Genomic DNA, 16,123 nt, shown 5'->3' with positions numbered 1-16,123 from the left:
GGAAATCAAGCGCGTATATTTATTAAAAAACAAGGTAAAGTAATGAATATTGAAATAAGTTCCCATTATGGTTTAGACAAAAAGGCTATTGATGACTTAATAGAGTCACTTGATAACGAGGAGCTAGAGAATGTTCGTAATATTGTAAAAACGATAGACAGTGTTCAGTTAGCTTATTTTTTATCTACTTCGATCAGTGATCACAGGGAGAAATTAGTTAATATCCTCGATCAACATTTGTTAAGTGATGCCCTAGTGCATGTAGTGCCAGATTTACAAATAGAGATCATAGAAACATTGGGAATAGAAAATACAGCAAAGTTACTAATGCTCCTTGATGTAGAAGATATAGTAACCATAGTGAAAGATTTAGATAGAAAGTCTGTAGAAAATATACTTTACTATTTGCCCAGCAAAACTCAGAAATCGGTAGAGGAGTTGCTATCATATCCGGAAGAAAGTGCAGGAAGGTTAATACATAAAGATATGGTTATAGCTCCATATTATTGGACAATAAATCAACTGACAGAATTTGTGTGCAACTATAAAAAAATACCAGAAAAATTTCACCAGATATTCATTATCAACTCAAAATTAGAGCCTATAGGCAGTGTTAATTTAAATAAGGTAATATCTCACTCAGGAGACACAATAATAAAAGAGATAATGGATCATGACATAAAAATCATTAAAACTGGAATAGACCAAGAGGAAGTAGCAAGAATATTTAAAGATTACTCTCTATTATCGGCTCCGGTAGTAAATAAGAATGGTAAAATTATTGGTGTGATCTTAATTGAAGATGTGATAAAAGTTGTTCAACAAGAAACAGAAGAGGATGTACTCAAAATAAGCGGTGTATCTTCTAAAGCCGATATAAATGCCCCTATACATAAAACTATAATTAAAAGGCTACCTTGGTTACTGTTTAACCTCTTAGCTGCAACAATGTGTTCCATAGTAGTTGGCTTTTTCGATGATGTAATAAAAAGTTTTATAGTGCTGCCAATAATCATGCCGATAATTGCATCAATGAGCGGAAATGCAGGATCCCAAACAGTAACGCTAACCATCCGGGCAATCGCAACAAAATATCTAACTGAGCAAAATGCAAAAAGAATACTGATGAAAGAATTTTTAATAGGTCTTATAAACGGGGTGATCTTATCTACTATTTCATTAGTAGTGTTAGCAATAAGGTTTCACAACTTCAAAGTGGAGATGATTTTTGTGGTCTCCATGATTATGATGTCAATTATTGCAACGTTCATCGGAACTTTCATTCCTATAATGCTTCATCGCTTAAAGTCTGACCCTGCCGTTTCTTCTTCAATCCTAACATCGGCAACAACTGATATTCTCTCAGCTTTTATATTTCTTGGTTTAGCTACGATCTTTTTATTAAATAGCTAATACTATCTATAGCTATACCGCCGCGAACCGTCATGCCGCGATTCATTCGCGGTATCTCTTAGCATAGATCCCGCTAACAAGTAGCGGGATGACGAGAAAGGGGCTACTTGGATGACATTCTTCCTGGTGTGCCCAAATCACAATGTTCGTACATCTGTGGATTTATTCGCGGTATAGATATCGCTAACGAGTAGCGGAATGACGGTTTTTCAAATTGTCGTAAGTCAGTTTAGCTATAATATCAAGTTTCACCAACTATTTCTCTCTATTAAATAAGAATAAATTACCTATACAAAAATAGATTGGCAATATTTCAAGTCTGCCAAGCAGCATTAAAAACGATAGAAATAATTTTACTTCATTACTGAAAGAAGAATAGTTACCTGAAGGACCTATTAAGTTGCTGAACCCTGGACCAGAGTTTGTAAGCGTTGCAGAGACTGAACTGACGCTAGTTATAAAGTCTGCATTGCTTAAGTAAGACATCACTATTGATGAAATGGTAAACGTTAACATGAAAATTGCAAAAAATATAAAGACAGAGTAAACTTCATCATTCTCCAGGGTTTTTCCATTGAATTTTACTCCATTGTCTGCATCAGGGTTTAATAAAAGGTAAAAGTAATTTCTTATAGACCTTAAAAGAACAATCAAGCGGAAGATTTTGACACCACCACTTGAAGAACCACTACATCCACCAACAAAGGTGAGAAAAAAAGCTAAGACTGAAATGAAACTCCAATCTATATGATTACAGATTGCATAACCAGTTGACGTAATCAAGGAAGTGATGGTAAATGTGCTGCATCTAAATGATAATGACACTCCTAAATCAACATTTTTATACAACCAAAAACAAGCAAATAAAGATGAAACAATAGCTATCTTAAAAAAGTAAGAGACCTGCTCATCATAGCAAATGTCTAACCGTCTTATGATTTTTAAATAGCTAAGAAAAGGCAGAGAACCCAAAATCATAAAAACGATCGTTATGGCTTCTAGTATGGGATTATTATAGTGCCCTATAGAATCATTATAGTTAGCAAATCCACCAGTTGATACAGCAGACATTCCGTGACATATTGCATCAAATAGTGGCATACCAGCTAGATAATAGGAAAATATACATAACAAAATTAAGCCATAATATATTGCCGTAACATGAATCACTACGCTTCGCGTATTCGGCAACTTCCTTTTGGTAGCATCTGAATACTCAGAATAAAGTAAATTATTTAGGCTGAGAACCTTAAACATAGGAAAAACTGCAATTCCTAAAGTGATTACACCAAAACCCCCCATGCCATGTAGCATTGCTCTCCATAGCAGTATTCCTGGAGATTGTTTTTCAATATCATTAAATATAGTTGCTCCTGTGGTTGTGATGCCAGATATCGTTTCAAACAATGCATCAACATAGCTCAGATTATCAAAATAGAAAGGAATAGCTGCAAACAGAGACAAGGCAATCCAGGTGCAACTAGTAATCGCAAAAATTGCTGGCATTCCATGCAATCTACTTAATTTACCGAGTAAAATAAAAATTGCGCCAGATGTGCAGGTAATTATGAATCCAGCGAGGAAATTTTTCCATTCGTAGCTGAGATACTTATTGGTAATAGCAGGAATAAGCATTGCTAAGCTAAACAGCAATAGGAATATTCCCACAATAAATACAATTGAACGCAAATTTTGTAAACGTTGATGATTTTTCATAGAATTACTTCCTCGCTATACAAAGCCATAAAAGCTACTCTAACGTCAAGCATTTTGTTGGCCTTTATTAACAGTTATTAACAGTATGCTTGATTTACTTGTAAATATGTGTGATAATTAAATTTTTATTAGAGGTAAGATATGGTTGAATTAACTAATGCACAAGAAGAAATTCTAGATTCATTAAGACAGGCAGTCTGGAATGGCAATTTTCAAGAAGTCCAGAACGTACTCGACAATAATAAACATGATGATATATAGCATTTCTCATAATAGTCCGAATAGGTCATAGGAAGGCAGAATCAACAGCACGACGAAAGGATTCGAATAGAGGAATGTTTTTCCTGGCTCTGTTTTTTATAGCAAACCAATGATGCTCAATTTTGTTAAAATCTGGAGAATAAGGCGGCAGATACAAAATTTCTGCACCGACTCCTTTAGCGAGCTTGATAAGCTTATCAGACTTATGAAAAGTAGCATTATCAAGAATGACAGTTTGTCCAGGTTCTAAGATCGGTGCCAAAAATTGCTCAAACCATCCATTAAAAATATCCATATTACAGTGGCCTTCAAATGTTAATGGAGCAACTATCTTTCTTCTACTTAAGGCTGCAACCATGCTGATTCGTTGAGTTTTTTTTCCAGATTTTAGGGCATAAAATCGCTGTCCTTTCTGGCAATACCCATATGGATAGTCCTCCGTGTTATCAATCCCAGACTCATCTATATACACTAAGTTTTCTGGTTCTTTTGTTGCTATAATTTTTAAGAATTCAGCACGTTTTTCTTCGTTCCTTTCCTTGTATCCATATGTCTTTTTTTGCGCGTAAATCCAATTTTTCTGAGAGCTCGGTGGATCGTTTGGATACTAACGTTGCCCCAAAGTTTAGCCATTTCCGACAGAGTTTTTCTACCGTGTTTTTTAGCAAATTCGATAAACTTATTCCAGTCGATAATTTTCTGATTGTAACCTCCATTACCGAGTTTTTTTGACTGAAAGTCGCCTGTTTCTTTTTTTCTTTGCTGCCACTCCCACAAAGTAGTTCGTCCAATTTTAAATCTTGCTGCCACTGCTTCTCTGCTTTCCCCTTCGTCTAGTGCTTCCATTGCTTTTTTTCTTAAATCATAACTATATGCTGCCGGCATCCAACCTCCTTATCGCCATCTATCCTTAATCTTATCATATCCGGACTTCTGTGGAAAGAGCTATACAAGCAGTTTTGAGCCACGAGGGGACTTTGACTAGTGACAAAGGTACCATTTAAATGATGTTATTGGCTGTACTAAAACTAGCGTTAACACTAAAGTAGGGATCATTGAACTAATTTGGCAGAAAGCTGATAAAGAAACTCGTGATTTTTTGTGTGATTACAAGGTAGTAAATTCTTTTGAAGGTCAACCATATTTTGTAGATACAATAGGTGGTCTTAAACCCTTTCAACAAAAAATTGACCCTAATATAGCCTTTCTTATAATAGTCCGAATGCGATAAGATATGTGTTTATGGCTATAGCAGGCCAGTAGCATATTACGGTCTGTTCGGATTATTGTAAAAAGAGCTATAACACAGAATATTCTGCTCTTGCACAAGTTATTCAAGAAATAGAAGATCACAAGTGGGTAAAGGATCTTTATTCCAATGCTCCTATAGTAACTAACACTACTACACCAACTACTGGCAACAAAACCCCAGAAAAGAACGAAACAACCTTCTGGAGTGAACACAAAGGGAAAATTGCTCTGGGCGTTGTTGGACTGTGCGCAGTTGGTGCTGTTGCAGCCTATGTGCTGGCATATCCTGTAGTTGAATTAGTTTTAGAAGTTTCAGCAGTTTCAGCATTGGCTGTACTAGCTTATATTGGAGGAGTTTGTGAGAAATCAGAAAGTCCAAATACGAAAAGTTTGAACCCGGTTGTTTCTGGGTGTTGCAACAACGCAGAACTGCTTAATCAGTAATCCATTGTCATCCCAGCGCGCCGCGCTGGGTCTGACTACGCTAGAACAAAGAATATAAAAGAAACGTTGCCGTCACGTTATATCATAAACCTTTGCTGAAGCTTTCTTTATATCTTCACTTGAAAGTGGAATTAGACCAAGCCTAGATAGGTACCCATCTTCAATGCCGATCGAATCTATAATTTCTTTTATGAATTCTCTTAATCCATCAACAGTATCCAGGTGTTCTTTCTTTATATAAAGGTATAGAGGTCTTGCTAATATATATTTTCCCGATGATATATTTTCGTAAGTTGGCTCAATTCCTGCAATTGTGCTCCCTTGTATTTTATCTTGATTCCTCATTAAAAAGCTAAAACTAAATATCCCTAAAGCGTTCTTGTTACTTTTCAATTTTTGTATTATTATGTTTTCATTAATTCCAACTTCTATATACCTTCCGTCATCCCTTATATTACCACATGCTTTCTTTCTTTCTTCCTGATCTTTATAATTCTCTTTGAAAATTCTCGAGTTCATGCATGAATATTGATCAAGCATAATAGAATTAACCAAAGTTTCGTATGTGCCTGTATTTTGATGTGGACCATAAATTTCAATTTCTGTTTTTGGTAAGGCTTGATTTACATCAGACCAAAACTTCTTATTATTTTTTACTAATTTATCATTTTCTTGAGAATATGCAGATAAAGTTTCAAATAAGTCCTTCTTTGTGAAATCAAATCTATGGCTTTGATTTGAATTTGCAATGACAACTCCATCATAGCCAATGATGATTTCTATCACTTCATTAATTTTATTCCTTTTACATAGTTCTCTTTCTACTTCCTTCATAGGGCGAGATGAAGTAGTGATGTCTGGATTGTCTTCCCCTATTCCTGAGCAAAACATTTTGAATCCTGATCCACTTCCTATCGATTCCACAACTGGAGTCTTAAAGGAGAATACACGGTTGAACTCTTCGGCTATAAACGAGATAAAAGGAAAAACAGTTGAAGATCCAACAATTCTGATGTATTTCCTGGCATCAGCATTTGATAGCGGCGTGAATAATACGAATACAAAAATCAGGAGAAAGTTTCTAAGCATTATTTTTAGTTAAGAACATAAATCTAATTATTATAACAAAAATCAAACTGAAAAGCTTTAATTGCATGACAAAAGCTACAGTTTACATTTAAATTTTATTTTATATTATTGTAAGTATTACACAACTTTAAGGGGCAATTATGGCAGTTATGCCAGATAAATGGATAAGAGAAAAAGCTGAAAATTTTGGAATGATAGAGCCTTTTGTGAATCACAAAAGCAGCAAAGGTGTTATATCTTTCGGACTATCATCTTATGGTTACGATGCAAGAGTGGATAATAAATTTAAAATTTTTACTAACGTTAATTCAGCTATCGTGGACCCTAAAAATTTTTCTGAGAATAGTTTTATAGATAAGGAAACAGATGTATGCATAATTCCACCAAATAGTTTCGTACTTGCAAGTACAGTGGAATATTTTCGTATACCAAGGAATGTACTGGTCATTTGTGTTGGTAAATCAACTTACGCAAGGTGTGGAATTATAGTAAACGTTACTCCCTTAGAACCTGGATGGGAAGGTCATGTCACACTCGAATTCTCAAACACCACTCCGCTTCCTGCGAAAATTTACGCTAATGAAGGCGCATGCCAATTCGTATTTTTAAGCGGCGAAAGTGAATGCGAGAAATCATATGATGATATGAAAGGAAAATATATGAATCAGCATGGTATCACTTTGCCGCTGGTGAAGTGATTGCCATGAGAGTGGTAATTTTTCACTTCCGTACTTTTTCATTGTTGCTTACAATAATTATAGCTACACCATGTGCTTTTCTTAATTAAAAACTTCAATTATTAATTGTAAGTTACTGAATTTATTATCATAGTATCTGTCATCCCAGTACCACTTTCTTGTCATCCAAGTAGCGTGACACTTGGATCTTTTCTCAACAATTTCAAAAAAATCTATCAAAAGGAGGATTACCATGTCTACAATAATTTTATCATCAATTTTTGGTCAAGCAGGCAGCATTTTTGGGCCAATTGGCCGGATTATCGGTTCAGAGCTCGGTGCTCTTCTTGGTGCGCAGCTTGATGGTGCGATGTTTGGCCTTGATGCCGAGCAAAAAGTAACGCATGGTGCGAGGCTAAAAAATCTGCAAGTTCAAACCTCAACCTATGGCAGAACAATTCCAATTATCTATGGCACTGCTCGTGTTGCAGGGAACATTATTTGGGCGCAGCCAATAAAAGAAGAGGCGATAACCACCAAAAGTAAAATTGGAAGAGGTATGAACGTTACATATAATTATAGCATTTCTCATAATAGTCCGAATAGGTCATAGGAAGGCAGAATCAACAGCACGACGAAAGGATTCGAATAGAGGAATGTTTTTCCTGGCTCTGTTTTTTATAGCAAACCAATGATGCTCAATTTTGTTAAAATCTGGAGAATAAGGCGGCAGATACAAAATTTCTGCACCGACTCCTTTAGCGAGCTTGATAAGCTTATCAGACTTATGAAAAGTAGCATTATCAAGAATGACAGTTTGTCCAGGTTCTAAGATCGGTGCCAAAAATTGCTCAAACCATCCATTAAAAATATCCATATTACAGTGGCCTTCAAATGTTAATGGAGCAACTATCTTTCTTCTACTTAAGGCTGCAACCATGCTGATTCGTTGAGTTTTTTTTCCAGATTTTAGGGCATAAAATCGCTGTCCTTTCTGGCAATACCCATATGGATAGTCCTCCGTGTTATCAATCCCAGACTCATCTATATACACTAAGTTTTCTGGTTCTTTTGTTGCTATAATTTTTAAGAATTCAGCACGTTTTTCTTCGTTCCTTTCCTTGTATCCATATGTCTTTTTTTGCGCGTAAATCCAATTTTTCTGAGAGCTCGGTGGATCGTTTGGATACTAACGTTGCCCCAAAGTTTAGCCATTTCCGACAGAGTTTTTCTACCGTGTTTTTTAGCAAATTCGATAAACTTATTCCAGTCGATAATTTTCTGATTGTAACCTCCATTACCGAGTTTTTTTGACTGAAAGTCGCCTGTTTCTTTTTTTCTTTGCTGCCACTCCCACAAAGTAGTTCGTCCAATTTTAAATCTTGCTGCCACTGCTTCTCTGCTTTCCCCTTCGTCTAGTGCTTCCATTGCTTTTTTTCTTAAATCATAACTATATGCTGCCGGCATCCAACCTCCTTATCGCCATCTATCCTTAATCTTATCATATCCGGACTTCTGTGGAAAGAGCTATACTATGCAACGCTTGCAATTGCGATCTGCAAGGGGAAAGTAGAAAAATTAAACAGAATCTGGGCAGATACAACATCACTTAGCTTTGATGAAATAGATTATACTTTTTACAGCGGCAGAGAAGACCAAAATCCTGATCCATTTATGTCATCAATTGAAGGAGAGGGGAATGTGCCGGCTTATAGGGGAATATCTTACATAGTTATCAAGAATTTTCCTTTAGCAGACTATAACAATCGCGTCCCGATATTTACATTTGAAGTGCGAACTGCATTAAAACCCAGTGGATTTTCAATAGCAGAAAATATTCGGAATATCAATATAATACCAGGCTCAGGAGAGTTTGTATATGATACAAAAATACAGAAGAAAATCGCGCAAGAGAAAATAAGCAGCAACCAATATATCCCATATGGGCTGGCGCAAAGGGTAAATCACAACAACCACACTAAAAAGAGCGATGCAATGCTTTCTTTGGATCAATTAAAGGGAGATTTACCAAATGTTGAGTGGGTATCGGTAGTAGTCAATTGGTTTGTGAATGATCTGAACATTAAAGATTGTAAAATATACCCTGCAGTTGAATTTCAAGATGATTCCGCAATATTACCTGATGATTGGCAAGTAGGAAGTAGTACCAGAGATAATGCTCAGCTAATTTCAAAAGATGCGAGTGGAAACCCAAGATATGGTGGCACAGTTAGTGATGCAGCGCTAATAAGATATATAGAAGAGCTACACAGCAGAGGCTACAAGGTGATGCTCTATCCAATGCCCTTGCTTGACACAAAGAACAAAGAGTGGCGAGGAAAATTGAGCGGGACTCCTGGGGATATAAGTGATTTTTTTGAGAATCAATATAACAAATTTATAGAGCATTATGCAAGCATTGCCAAACAAACTAAAGTGGAAGGGTTTATCATCGGTTCTGAACTTGTGCGGCTTACCAAAATTAGAGATGAACAAGGTAATTACCCTGCCGTTATAGAGCTAGTTAAGCTTGCAAAGCGAATAAAACTTCAGCTTGGAAAAGAAGTAACGGTAACTTACGCTGCTGATTGGAGTGAATACCATTCATATGATGGTTGGTATAATATGGATGAACTGTGGTCTTCAGAGTACATCGACGTTGTTGGCATAGATGCTTATTTTCCACTGACTGATGGTCCAGAGCCTCCTTTTGGCTATTCTGCAGAAGATGTAATGGGTGGTTGGAGCAGTGGAGTGGGGTATGATTATTTCTATGATTACTCAAAGAGTGAACCTGAAAAAGTAAAGTATAACGACAGCAGGTATGCGTGGAAAAATATAGAGAAATGGTGGAGTGAAACTCACATAAATCCAGGTGGTAGTAAAACGAAATGGCAACCAAAAATGAAAAAAATATGGTTTACTGAGTATGGATTTCCCAGTATGAACGGCTGCACTAATGAGCCAAATGTGTTTGTTGATAAAGGCAGCATAGAGAGCAAATATCCACGATATTCAAACGGAGAGGTGAGCTTTCTTTCGCAAAAAATTGCAATTGAAGGAACGCTAAAGAAGTGGCAAAGCTCGGAAATGGTAGAAAAAATGTTTCTCTGGGCATGGGATGCAAGGCCATTTCCTTATTTCCCCAATTTGTGTGATATGTGGACTGACTGCCATAATTGGCAGACAGGACATTGGATTCAGGGAAAGCTTTCACAGCTTAATATTTCCGATGTTTTATCGGATCTATTACAAAAAGCAGGTTTAAAAAGCGATCAGTTCGATACGAGTGATGTTAAAGGATTATTGTCTGGATATGTAATAAATGACCAGCAATCGGTACGTTCAATTATTAAAATGCTGCAAAGTTGCTATTTTTTTGATGTGGTTGAACAGGACTCTAAACTGAAATTTGTCCAAAAGGGCAGGGGAGTTACAACTGTAATGCCAATTGGTGAAATGGTTTTCAATAACAGTTCAAAGTCGATGCAACTTGTTAATATTAGTCAACTGGATTTAAACAATAAAGTTAACATCGTTTACTTTAACCGCAATTTTGGCTATCCAATTGATGTTAAATATGCTGAGTTGCCAAAGCAAGGCACTGCTATAACAGTTGAAATACCACTCATTATGGAGGAGGGAGAGGCGCAAAATATCGCTGAGGTTTTACTTTATTCTTCGTGGCAAGAGAGAAATATATACAATTTCAAGCTACCGATAAAATATGCGTGGCTTGTGCCAAGTGATGTAATAACGATTTTAGACAGTGAGAAAAAACATACGGTGAGAATTATAAAAACGAAATTTGAAAGCATGTCCATTCAAGTAAGTGGTGTTGGTTATGACAGCTCCATATATAAGCTTTCTTTTCCTTCAACAAGGTCACTTATGCTGAAGGAATACCCTCCCTCTCACATTAGCAAAACCATCGTAGAAATGATAGATTTACCGGATATTAAAGGTAATAGTGCAAGCTTTACTTTAATTAGTGAGGAAAAGAATTGGAAGGGAGCAACACTCTTTATTTCGTACAACGATAAGGATTATAAGCCTATTGCAAGCACAAACAAGCAGTCTACTTACGGATATGTAATGGAATCTACCGACGAGGGGCTTATAGTAGTGCTACGTTTTGGTAAGCTGCTAGGAATTATCGATTCAAATTCAGCATTAATCGGAAAAGAGGTAATAAAATTCCAGAGTGCTGAACTTATAGATAAAAATAAATATAAGCTTAGCAACCTAATTAGAGGGCAAGAGGGCACCAAAGAGTATCAGCACACCGCAGGTGAAAAATTTACTCTGCTTGATGATTCAGTAATATCTTTCGAAGTGGAAAGGGGAAAAAAGTTTTACCTAAAAGCAGTGACTTACGGTGACTCGCTGGAAAATACGGAAGTGAAAGTGATAAATTCATTTAGTAATTGAAATTTAATAAAGTAAGTGCTAGAATTAATATACAGGTATTAATGGTAGAGATATAACATGTCAAAGGAAATGGTCAATGCGTTGAAAGCTGAAGTGAAGAAGCTCAAATATGCTGATTTCAAAGCTAACACTTGGGACGAAGTAATTTCTGGTGAGGGAACATATAAGGATCTTAATAGAACACACGGCCTTGCTATTAACGGACAAAAAATAACTAACGAATTTATTAACAATCTGTATTCAAAACATAAAAATCTAATTCTACGGGATGAAAACGGAAAAGGGAATTATCGTCCATTTCTCAGACAAATTTTTACAGAAATGTTTAAACACGTTGGTGCAACAATTCCCAATAACTCTATTATTGAGGAGTTAATAAATAACTATTATCAGGGCGGATATACTCATTTTCTTCCTAATGATATGAGTCAAGCTCTTGGATCTTTTCATTTGTCAACGCAAAGCAACTGTATGACAAGAGAGTATATTATGGATTGTCGTGAACCCAATTGTATAAAGCTTAGTTTTAGCATGAAATATACAAAAATGCTTAACTATGATGATTATACATATATCGAAACACCAGGTTTTTGCAGTTCAGCGGAGTTTAAGCTGAAATGTAAGGATGAAAATGTGACGTATGAAGACGGTAAGGTATTGCTTACCATTCCTAAAGAGTTAGAGGACTATAAAGCTGGTGATGACGGTTTGTTTGATAAGCTTACTTATATTATAAATAAGCTTATTGAGTATTTCAAAAAACTTTGTGAGAAATTGGGCTTTGAGTTTGATACAAGAATAGAGTAAGATCCTGAGCGTAATATAAAAATAGAGCATAATCTTGGTGAACCACTAAAGGTAGTAAGTGAGGCAAATGCATCTTCTGTTGAAGACTTAAAGCTTAAAGTGAATAATCAAAGGTAAGATATTGAAATTCGTGCTTTTCATGATTTTAGCTTAAGATTTCAGTGTCCGCTACTCGAATGACATCGTTTACTATGTAACATTGTACTTATACTAATGAAAAAAATACATTATAATTAAGTATATTTAATCCAGTAAATCATTAAGTGAAAACAGCTCTTTCGCAAAATATCATCTCTCTTATTATGATATTGTCTGTAGCAATTGTCGATATGGCAACTGACCTATACTCAGTTGCACTACCAAGCATTGCCAATTATTTTAAAGTAGAAGGCAGTGTAGTGCAGCTTACAATTAGCTTGAATCTAGTTGGATTTGCGGTGTCTGGATTAATTTATGGTCCATTATCGGACCATTATGGTAGGCGTCCAATGATGCTGATTGGTATAACAATTTTTACTTTGGCAAGTGTCATGTGTTATATAGCCGACAGTATTGCGCTCTTGATACTAATTCGCTTCATACAAGGAACAGGGGCTGGTGTTGCAGGTGTTGTTGGGTATGCAGCAATAAGGGATATGTACTCGGGTAGTGAATACTCGAGAGTCATTTCAAAATTAAATATGGTTGTGGCACTCTCACCTGGAATAGCTCCAGTGGTGGGCAGTTATATAATTTCACATGGGTATAGTTGGAAATTTTTGTTTTTTATTATATCACTCGCGGCAATTGCTATACTTATTTTTATCTACTTTAAGTTACAAGAAACACTCACTGTAAATAAAAATGAAACCAGTATAACTAACATAACTACTAATATCTTCAAGCAATATATATCAATATTTAGAAATTATCGTTTCCTTGGGTTTTCAGCCATTCATGGATTAACTTTCATGTGGCTTTGGGCATACATTGCTAACTACCCGTTCATATTTGAATCGATGGGCATTGAAGTACAGTATTTTGGCTACCTCATATCGATCATAGTCATATTTTACATAATTGGAACTTTAATTAATAGAAGGTATGTACCAAAAGTAGGGGTTAGCAAAATGCTAATAATAGGTTTGGTGTTACCGATAATATCCGATAGTTTATTGGTATATTTTTATTTCGCGGACAAGTTGAATATATTCATTCTTCAAACTGCTTGGATTCCAGCCAATATCGGACTTGCATTAATAATAAGCAATAACGTAACTTCTGCCTTAGAAACGATCAAAGGTATAGGGCTTGGTAGTGCAGTCCTCTCATTCTGCAATATGATGTTTGGGGCTATTGGAATATATATAGTAGGAAAATTTTTTCGCTATGGTATTTTACCAAATTTACTATTAACAATAGCATGCTCTACAATTGCAATTCTTATGTACAGCCAGCTCAAATGTACTGAAAAACACAGGGAATAACCATTATTTGCGTGATCCAGAGCTCATGGGTTATTAATGACTTTATCATGATAATATAATTTTACAGGGGGTGAGAGCTCATGGGTTATTAATGACTTTATCATAACAATATAGTTTTACAGGAGGTTTGGGATGAGCAATTCAAACAGAGATATAAGAGATATAAATGCTGATTTATTTCAGGCTGCTAAAAGTGGTGATTTTAATGTAGTAAACGATCTAATAAAGGAAGGAGCAGATGTTAATGCAGTAGATGATGATGGAAAGACTCCTCTACATTGGGCTGCTGAAAATGGCCATGCAGAGATAGTAAAAGATCTATTGGACAAAGGGGCAAATGTTAATGCAGAGGATGATAATGGAAATACTCCTTTAGGTTTAGCCGCTGATGAAGAAATAAAAACTCTATTGCAATCCGCAGAAGAATCTGATGATGCTAGTCCAGTATTGCAAGATGATGAAGAAGAAAGCCAAGTTCCACAAAATGCTGCTTTATTTGAGGCTGTTGAAAGAGGTGATATTGATGGATTAAAGCGTCTAATAAGTGAAGGAGCAGATGTTAATGCTTTAGATGGAAACAGATTTACTCCTTTACGGCATGCTATTGCCAAAGGAAACAAAGATATGGTCTCGCTTTTAATTGATAGCAAAGCAGATGTTAATGCACAGTCTGAAACTGGACGCGCTCTTTTACATGTTGCTGTTGACGAAGCCAACAAAACGCAACCACTCGATACAAGCATAATAGAAGCTCTATTAAAAGTAGAAGGAATCAACGTTAATGCAGTAGATAAAGATGGAAAGACTCCTTTACATGAAGCTGCTAAAAGTTACAATCAGCAAATAGTAACAGTTCTATTAGAAGCAAAAGGAATTTATGTTACTCCACTAGATAATACTCGCAGCACTCCTTTAAATCTTGCCTCTCAACAAGGCAGGCAACATATAGTAAAAATTCTAGAAGAAACGCAAAAGGACATCGAAGCTTTGTATTCAGCCGTTAAAAGTGATAATTATGAGGAAGTTCAAAGTCTATTAAGTAAAAAAGTAAACGTTAATTCAATAGACAACGATGGAAAAACTCTTTTACATTTTGCTGCTATAAAGGGCAATGTAGAAATAGTAAGAGCTCTAATACAAACAGGGGCAGATGTTAATATAGCAGATAAAGATGGAAGGGTTCCTTTATTTGAAGCTGCTTTCTATGGTCATAAAGATGCAACTGAAGTTTTATTAAATAATGGAGCAAAGGTTGATACAGTAATGGAATCACTTCTTCAGAGTATGATGGAATATAATTACAATAGTAGCCATAAAGATATAGTTAAAGCTTTATTAAACAAGGGAGCAAATGCTGATGCAGTAGATTCATATGGACATACTCTTTTGCATTGGGCTGCTAGAGAAGGTTATACGGATATAGCAGAACTTTTATTAGAAAAAGGAGCGAATGTTAATATACAAGATAACGATCTATGGACTCCTTTACATTTTGCTACAAAAAATAAAGTGTTTATGGGTTATGCAGATCGTCCAGCAAACGCCTCTGCGGAAACAGTAAAATTCTTAATAAAAAAAGGAGCAGATGTTAATATAGAAAATGAAGATGGAAATACTCCTTTCAAATTAGCCACTGATGAAGGAATAAAAACTCTATTGCAACCAGCAGAAAAATCTGATGATAGTTCAGCGGGTGGATCATCGACAGATAGTGAAGGGGGTCAAGAGGAAGAAAAACGAGTAGGTGATGATACTGAACTACAATCAGATAATAGCAAAGAAGGGGAAAAAACCAGCACCACCAGTGCAGAACAAGGAACTGATGTACAAGACAACGATGTAGGTCCTGTTGCTTCCACAGAACCTGCACAAACAGAAGAACAGCCGAGCTCTTTTTTTGGTAGTTTGTTTAGTATACTTATGAAGCCTTTTTCATTAATTGCATCATTTTTTGGTGGTTTTTTTTCATGGTTGTTTGGGTCTGACGAAGAAAAGTCTGACACACAACCTTATGATGATTCTTCTTCACCTGGGGTCGATCAATCAGTTGAACAAAATAATGGTGATCATAATGACCAGAGCAATGTGATTTGATAGTGATCTTCTACCGGAAAAGGTGTCATCCCAGTGCTTGACACTGGGATGGCTTTGTTGCATCGCTAGCTATGATGGATTAAAGATAAAAAAGATAGGGAATATCAGTAGCTTATTATTCTGGTATTTATAACAAGAACGGTCAATGAATACCTAAATTTGAGTAAAAGAAATTTCACTACCATTTACCAATCCGGCTAAAGTTCAAGAATTTCAATGCTTTAGCTATTTTCAATAGAATTAAATTTATTAATATAAATAACAAATTACTATTCTTAAATTTGATCAGATTGATTGCAAAAAAACAAGATTTTCAATAGGTTGCTTATAATCCTAACTATAGTTAGCCTTTCATAAGTAGCGATGCAACAAAGCCATTCCAGTGTCAAGTGCTGGAATGACATCCTCTCTAAGTAGCCTCCTTCTCCTGTTATCCCAGTGCGTGACACTGGGATCTCATTTTACTTTATGATG

Annotated in this window: 9 protein-coding genes and 2 pseudogenes; 7 read left to right on the top strand and 4 right to left on the bottom strand. The window is 35.8% G+C overall.

Annotated elements, in window-relative coordinates; translation table 11 throughout:
• The first annotated feature begins 42 nt into the window (after positions 1-42).
• A complete protein-coding gene (gene mgtE, locus AAGD90_RS04075; RefSeq protein ID WP_006280192.1) occupies positions 43-1,413 on the top strand; it encodes a magnesium transporter in 1,371 nt (456 codons plus the stop codon).
• A gap of 255 nt (positions 1,414-1,668) precedes the next feature.
• Here mgtE and AAGD90_RS04070 read toward each other — a convergent pair whose 3' ends face one another.
• The 3 genes from AAGD90_RS04070 to AAGD90_RS04060 all read right to left on the bottom strand — a co-directional run bounded on the left by AAGD90_RS04070 (position 1,669) and on the right by AAGD90_RS04060 (position 6,174).
• Positions 1,669-3,129 (bottom strand): TrkH family potassium uptake protein, encoded by a 1,461-nt coding sequence (locus AAGD90_RS04070; RefSeq protein ID WP_341821691.1) that lies wholly within the window; start codon positions 3,127-3,129, stop codon positions 1,669-1,671.
• A gap of 286 nt (positions 3,130-3,415) precedes the next feature.
• Positions 3,416-4,275, bottom strand: a protein-coding gene (locus AAGD90_RS04065) for an IS630 family transposase (protein WP_156518142.1) whose coding sequence is annotated in 2 segments (ribosomal slippage) — positions 3,416-3,951 and positions 3,951-4,275 — 861 coding nt in all. Because the reading frame shifts where the segments join, the coding sequence is not laid out codon by codon here.
• Positions 4,276-5,157: 882 nt separating this feature from the next.
• On the bottom strand, positions 5,158-6,174 hold the full coding sequence (locus AAGD90_RS04060) for a substrate-binding domain-containing protein (protein ID WP_341821689.1): 1,017 nt from the start codon (positions 6,172-6,174) through the stop codon (positions 5,158-5,160).
• A gap of 140 nt (positions 6,175-6,314) precedes the next feature.
• Between AAGD90_RS04060 and dcd the strand changes: the two genes are divergently transcribed.
• Positions 6,315-6,872, top strand: coding sequence for a dCTP deaminase (dcd, locus tag AAGD90_RS04055; RefSeq protein ID WP_006280485.1), 558 nt, complete (start codon positions 6,315-6,317; stop codon positions 6,870-6,872).
• Positions 6,873-7,104: 232 nt separating this feature from the next.
• A pseudogene (locus AAGD90_RS04050) lies at positions 7,105-7,431 on the top strand (hypothetical protein); the annotation flags it as partial.
• A gap of 27 nt (positions 7,432-7,458) precedes the next feature.
• Here AAGD90_RS04050 and AAGD90_RS04045 read toward each other — a convergent pair.
• A protein-coding gene (locus AAGD90_RS04045) for an IS630 family transposase (protein ID WP_156518142.1) occupies positions 7,459-8,318 on the bottom strand; the annotation gives its coding sequence in 2 pieces (ribosomal slippage) (positions 7,459-7,994 and positions 7,994-8,318; 861 coding nt in all).
• A gap of 234 nt (positions 8,319-8,552) precedes the next feature.
• Here AAGD90_RS04045 and AAGD90_RS04040 point away from each other — a divergent pair.
• From AAGD90_RS04040 to AAGD90_RS04025, 4 genes and pseudogenes are all read left to right on the top strand, one after another.
• Positions 8,553-11,282, top strand: coding sequence for a glycoside hydrolase TIM-barrel-like domain-containing protein (locus tag AAGD90_RS04040; protein ID WP_341821687.1), 2,730 nt, complete (start codon positions 8,553-8,555; stop codon positions 11,280-11,282).
• A 57-nt stretch (positions 11,283-11,339) separates the two neighbouring features.
• Positions 11,340-12,206, top strand: a pseudogene (locus AAGD90_RS04035) (hypothetical protein).
• A 185-nt stretch (positions 12,207-12,391) separates the two neighbouring features.
• On the top strand, positions 12,392-13,555 hold the full coding sequence (locus AAGD90_RS04030) for a multidrug effflux MFS transporter (RefSeq protein WP_341822181.1): 1,164 nt from the start codon (positions 12,392-12,394) through the stop codon (positions 13,553-13,555).
• Between the two features lie 132 nt (positions 13,556-13,687).
• Positions 13,688-15,649: an ankyrin repeat domain-containing protein gene (locus AAGD90_RS04025; protein WP_341821684.1), complete on the top strand. Its 1,962-nt coding sequence runs from the start codon at positions 13,688-13,690 to the stop codon at positions 15,647-15,649.
• Positions 15,650-16,123 lie beyond the last annotated feature (474 nt).

Origin of the sequence: Wolbachia endosymbiont (group A) of Ischnus inquisitorius, from assembly GCF_964026985.1 — a bacterium.
GTDB lineage: Bacteria > Pseudomonadota > Alphaproteobacteria > Rickettsiales > Anaplasmataceae > Wolbachia > Wolbachia pipientis.
The sequence above is the reverse complement of the archived record's forward strand: the minus strand, read 5'-3'. Positions and strand labels throughout refer to the sequence as shown.

Bases quoted from the DNA above. Each gene is read 5' to 3' on its own strand.
- mgtE (WP_006280192.1), top strand. From the start codon at position 43: ATGAATATTGAAATAAGTTCCCATTATGGTTTAGACAAAAAGGCTATT.
- AAGD90_RS04070 (WP_341821691.1), bottom strand. From the start codon at position 3,129: ATGAAAAATCATCAACGTTTACAAAATTTGCGTTCAATTGTATTTATT.
- AAGD90_RS04060 (WP_341821689.1), bottom strand. From the start codon at position 6,174: ATGCTTAGAAACTTTCTCCTGATTTTTGTATTCGTATTATTCACGCCG.
- dcd (WP_006280485.1), top strand. From the start codon at position 6,315: ATGGCAGTTATGCCAGATAAATGGATAAGAGAAAAAGCTGAAAATTTT.
- AAGD90_RS04030 (WP_341822181.1), top strand. From the start codon at position 12,392: ATGATATTGTCTGTAGCAATTGTCGATATGGCAACTGACCTATACTCA.
- AAGD90_RS04025 (WP_341821684.1), top strand. From the start codon at position 13,688: ATGAGCAATTCAAACAGAGATATAAGAGATATAAATGCTGATTTATTT.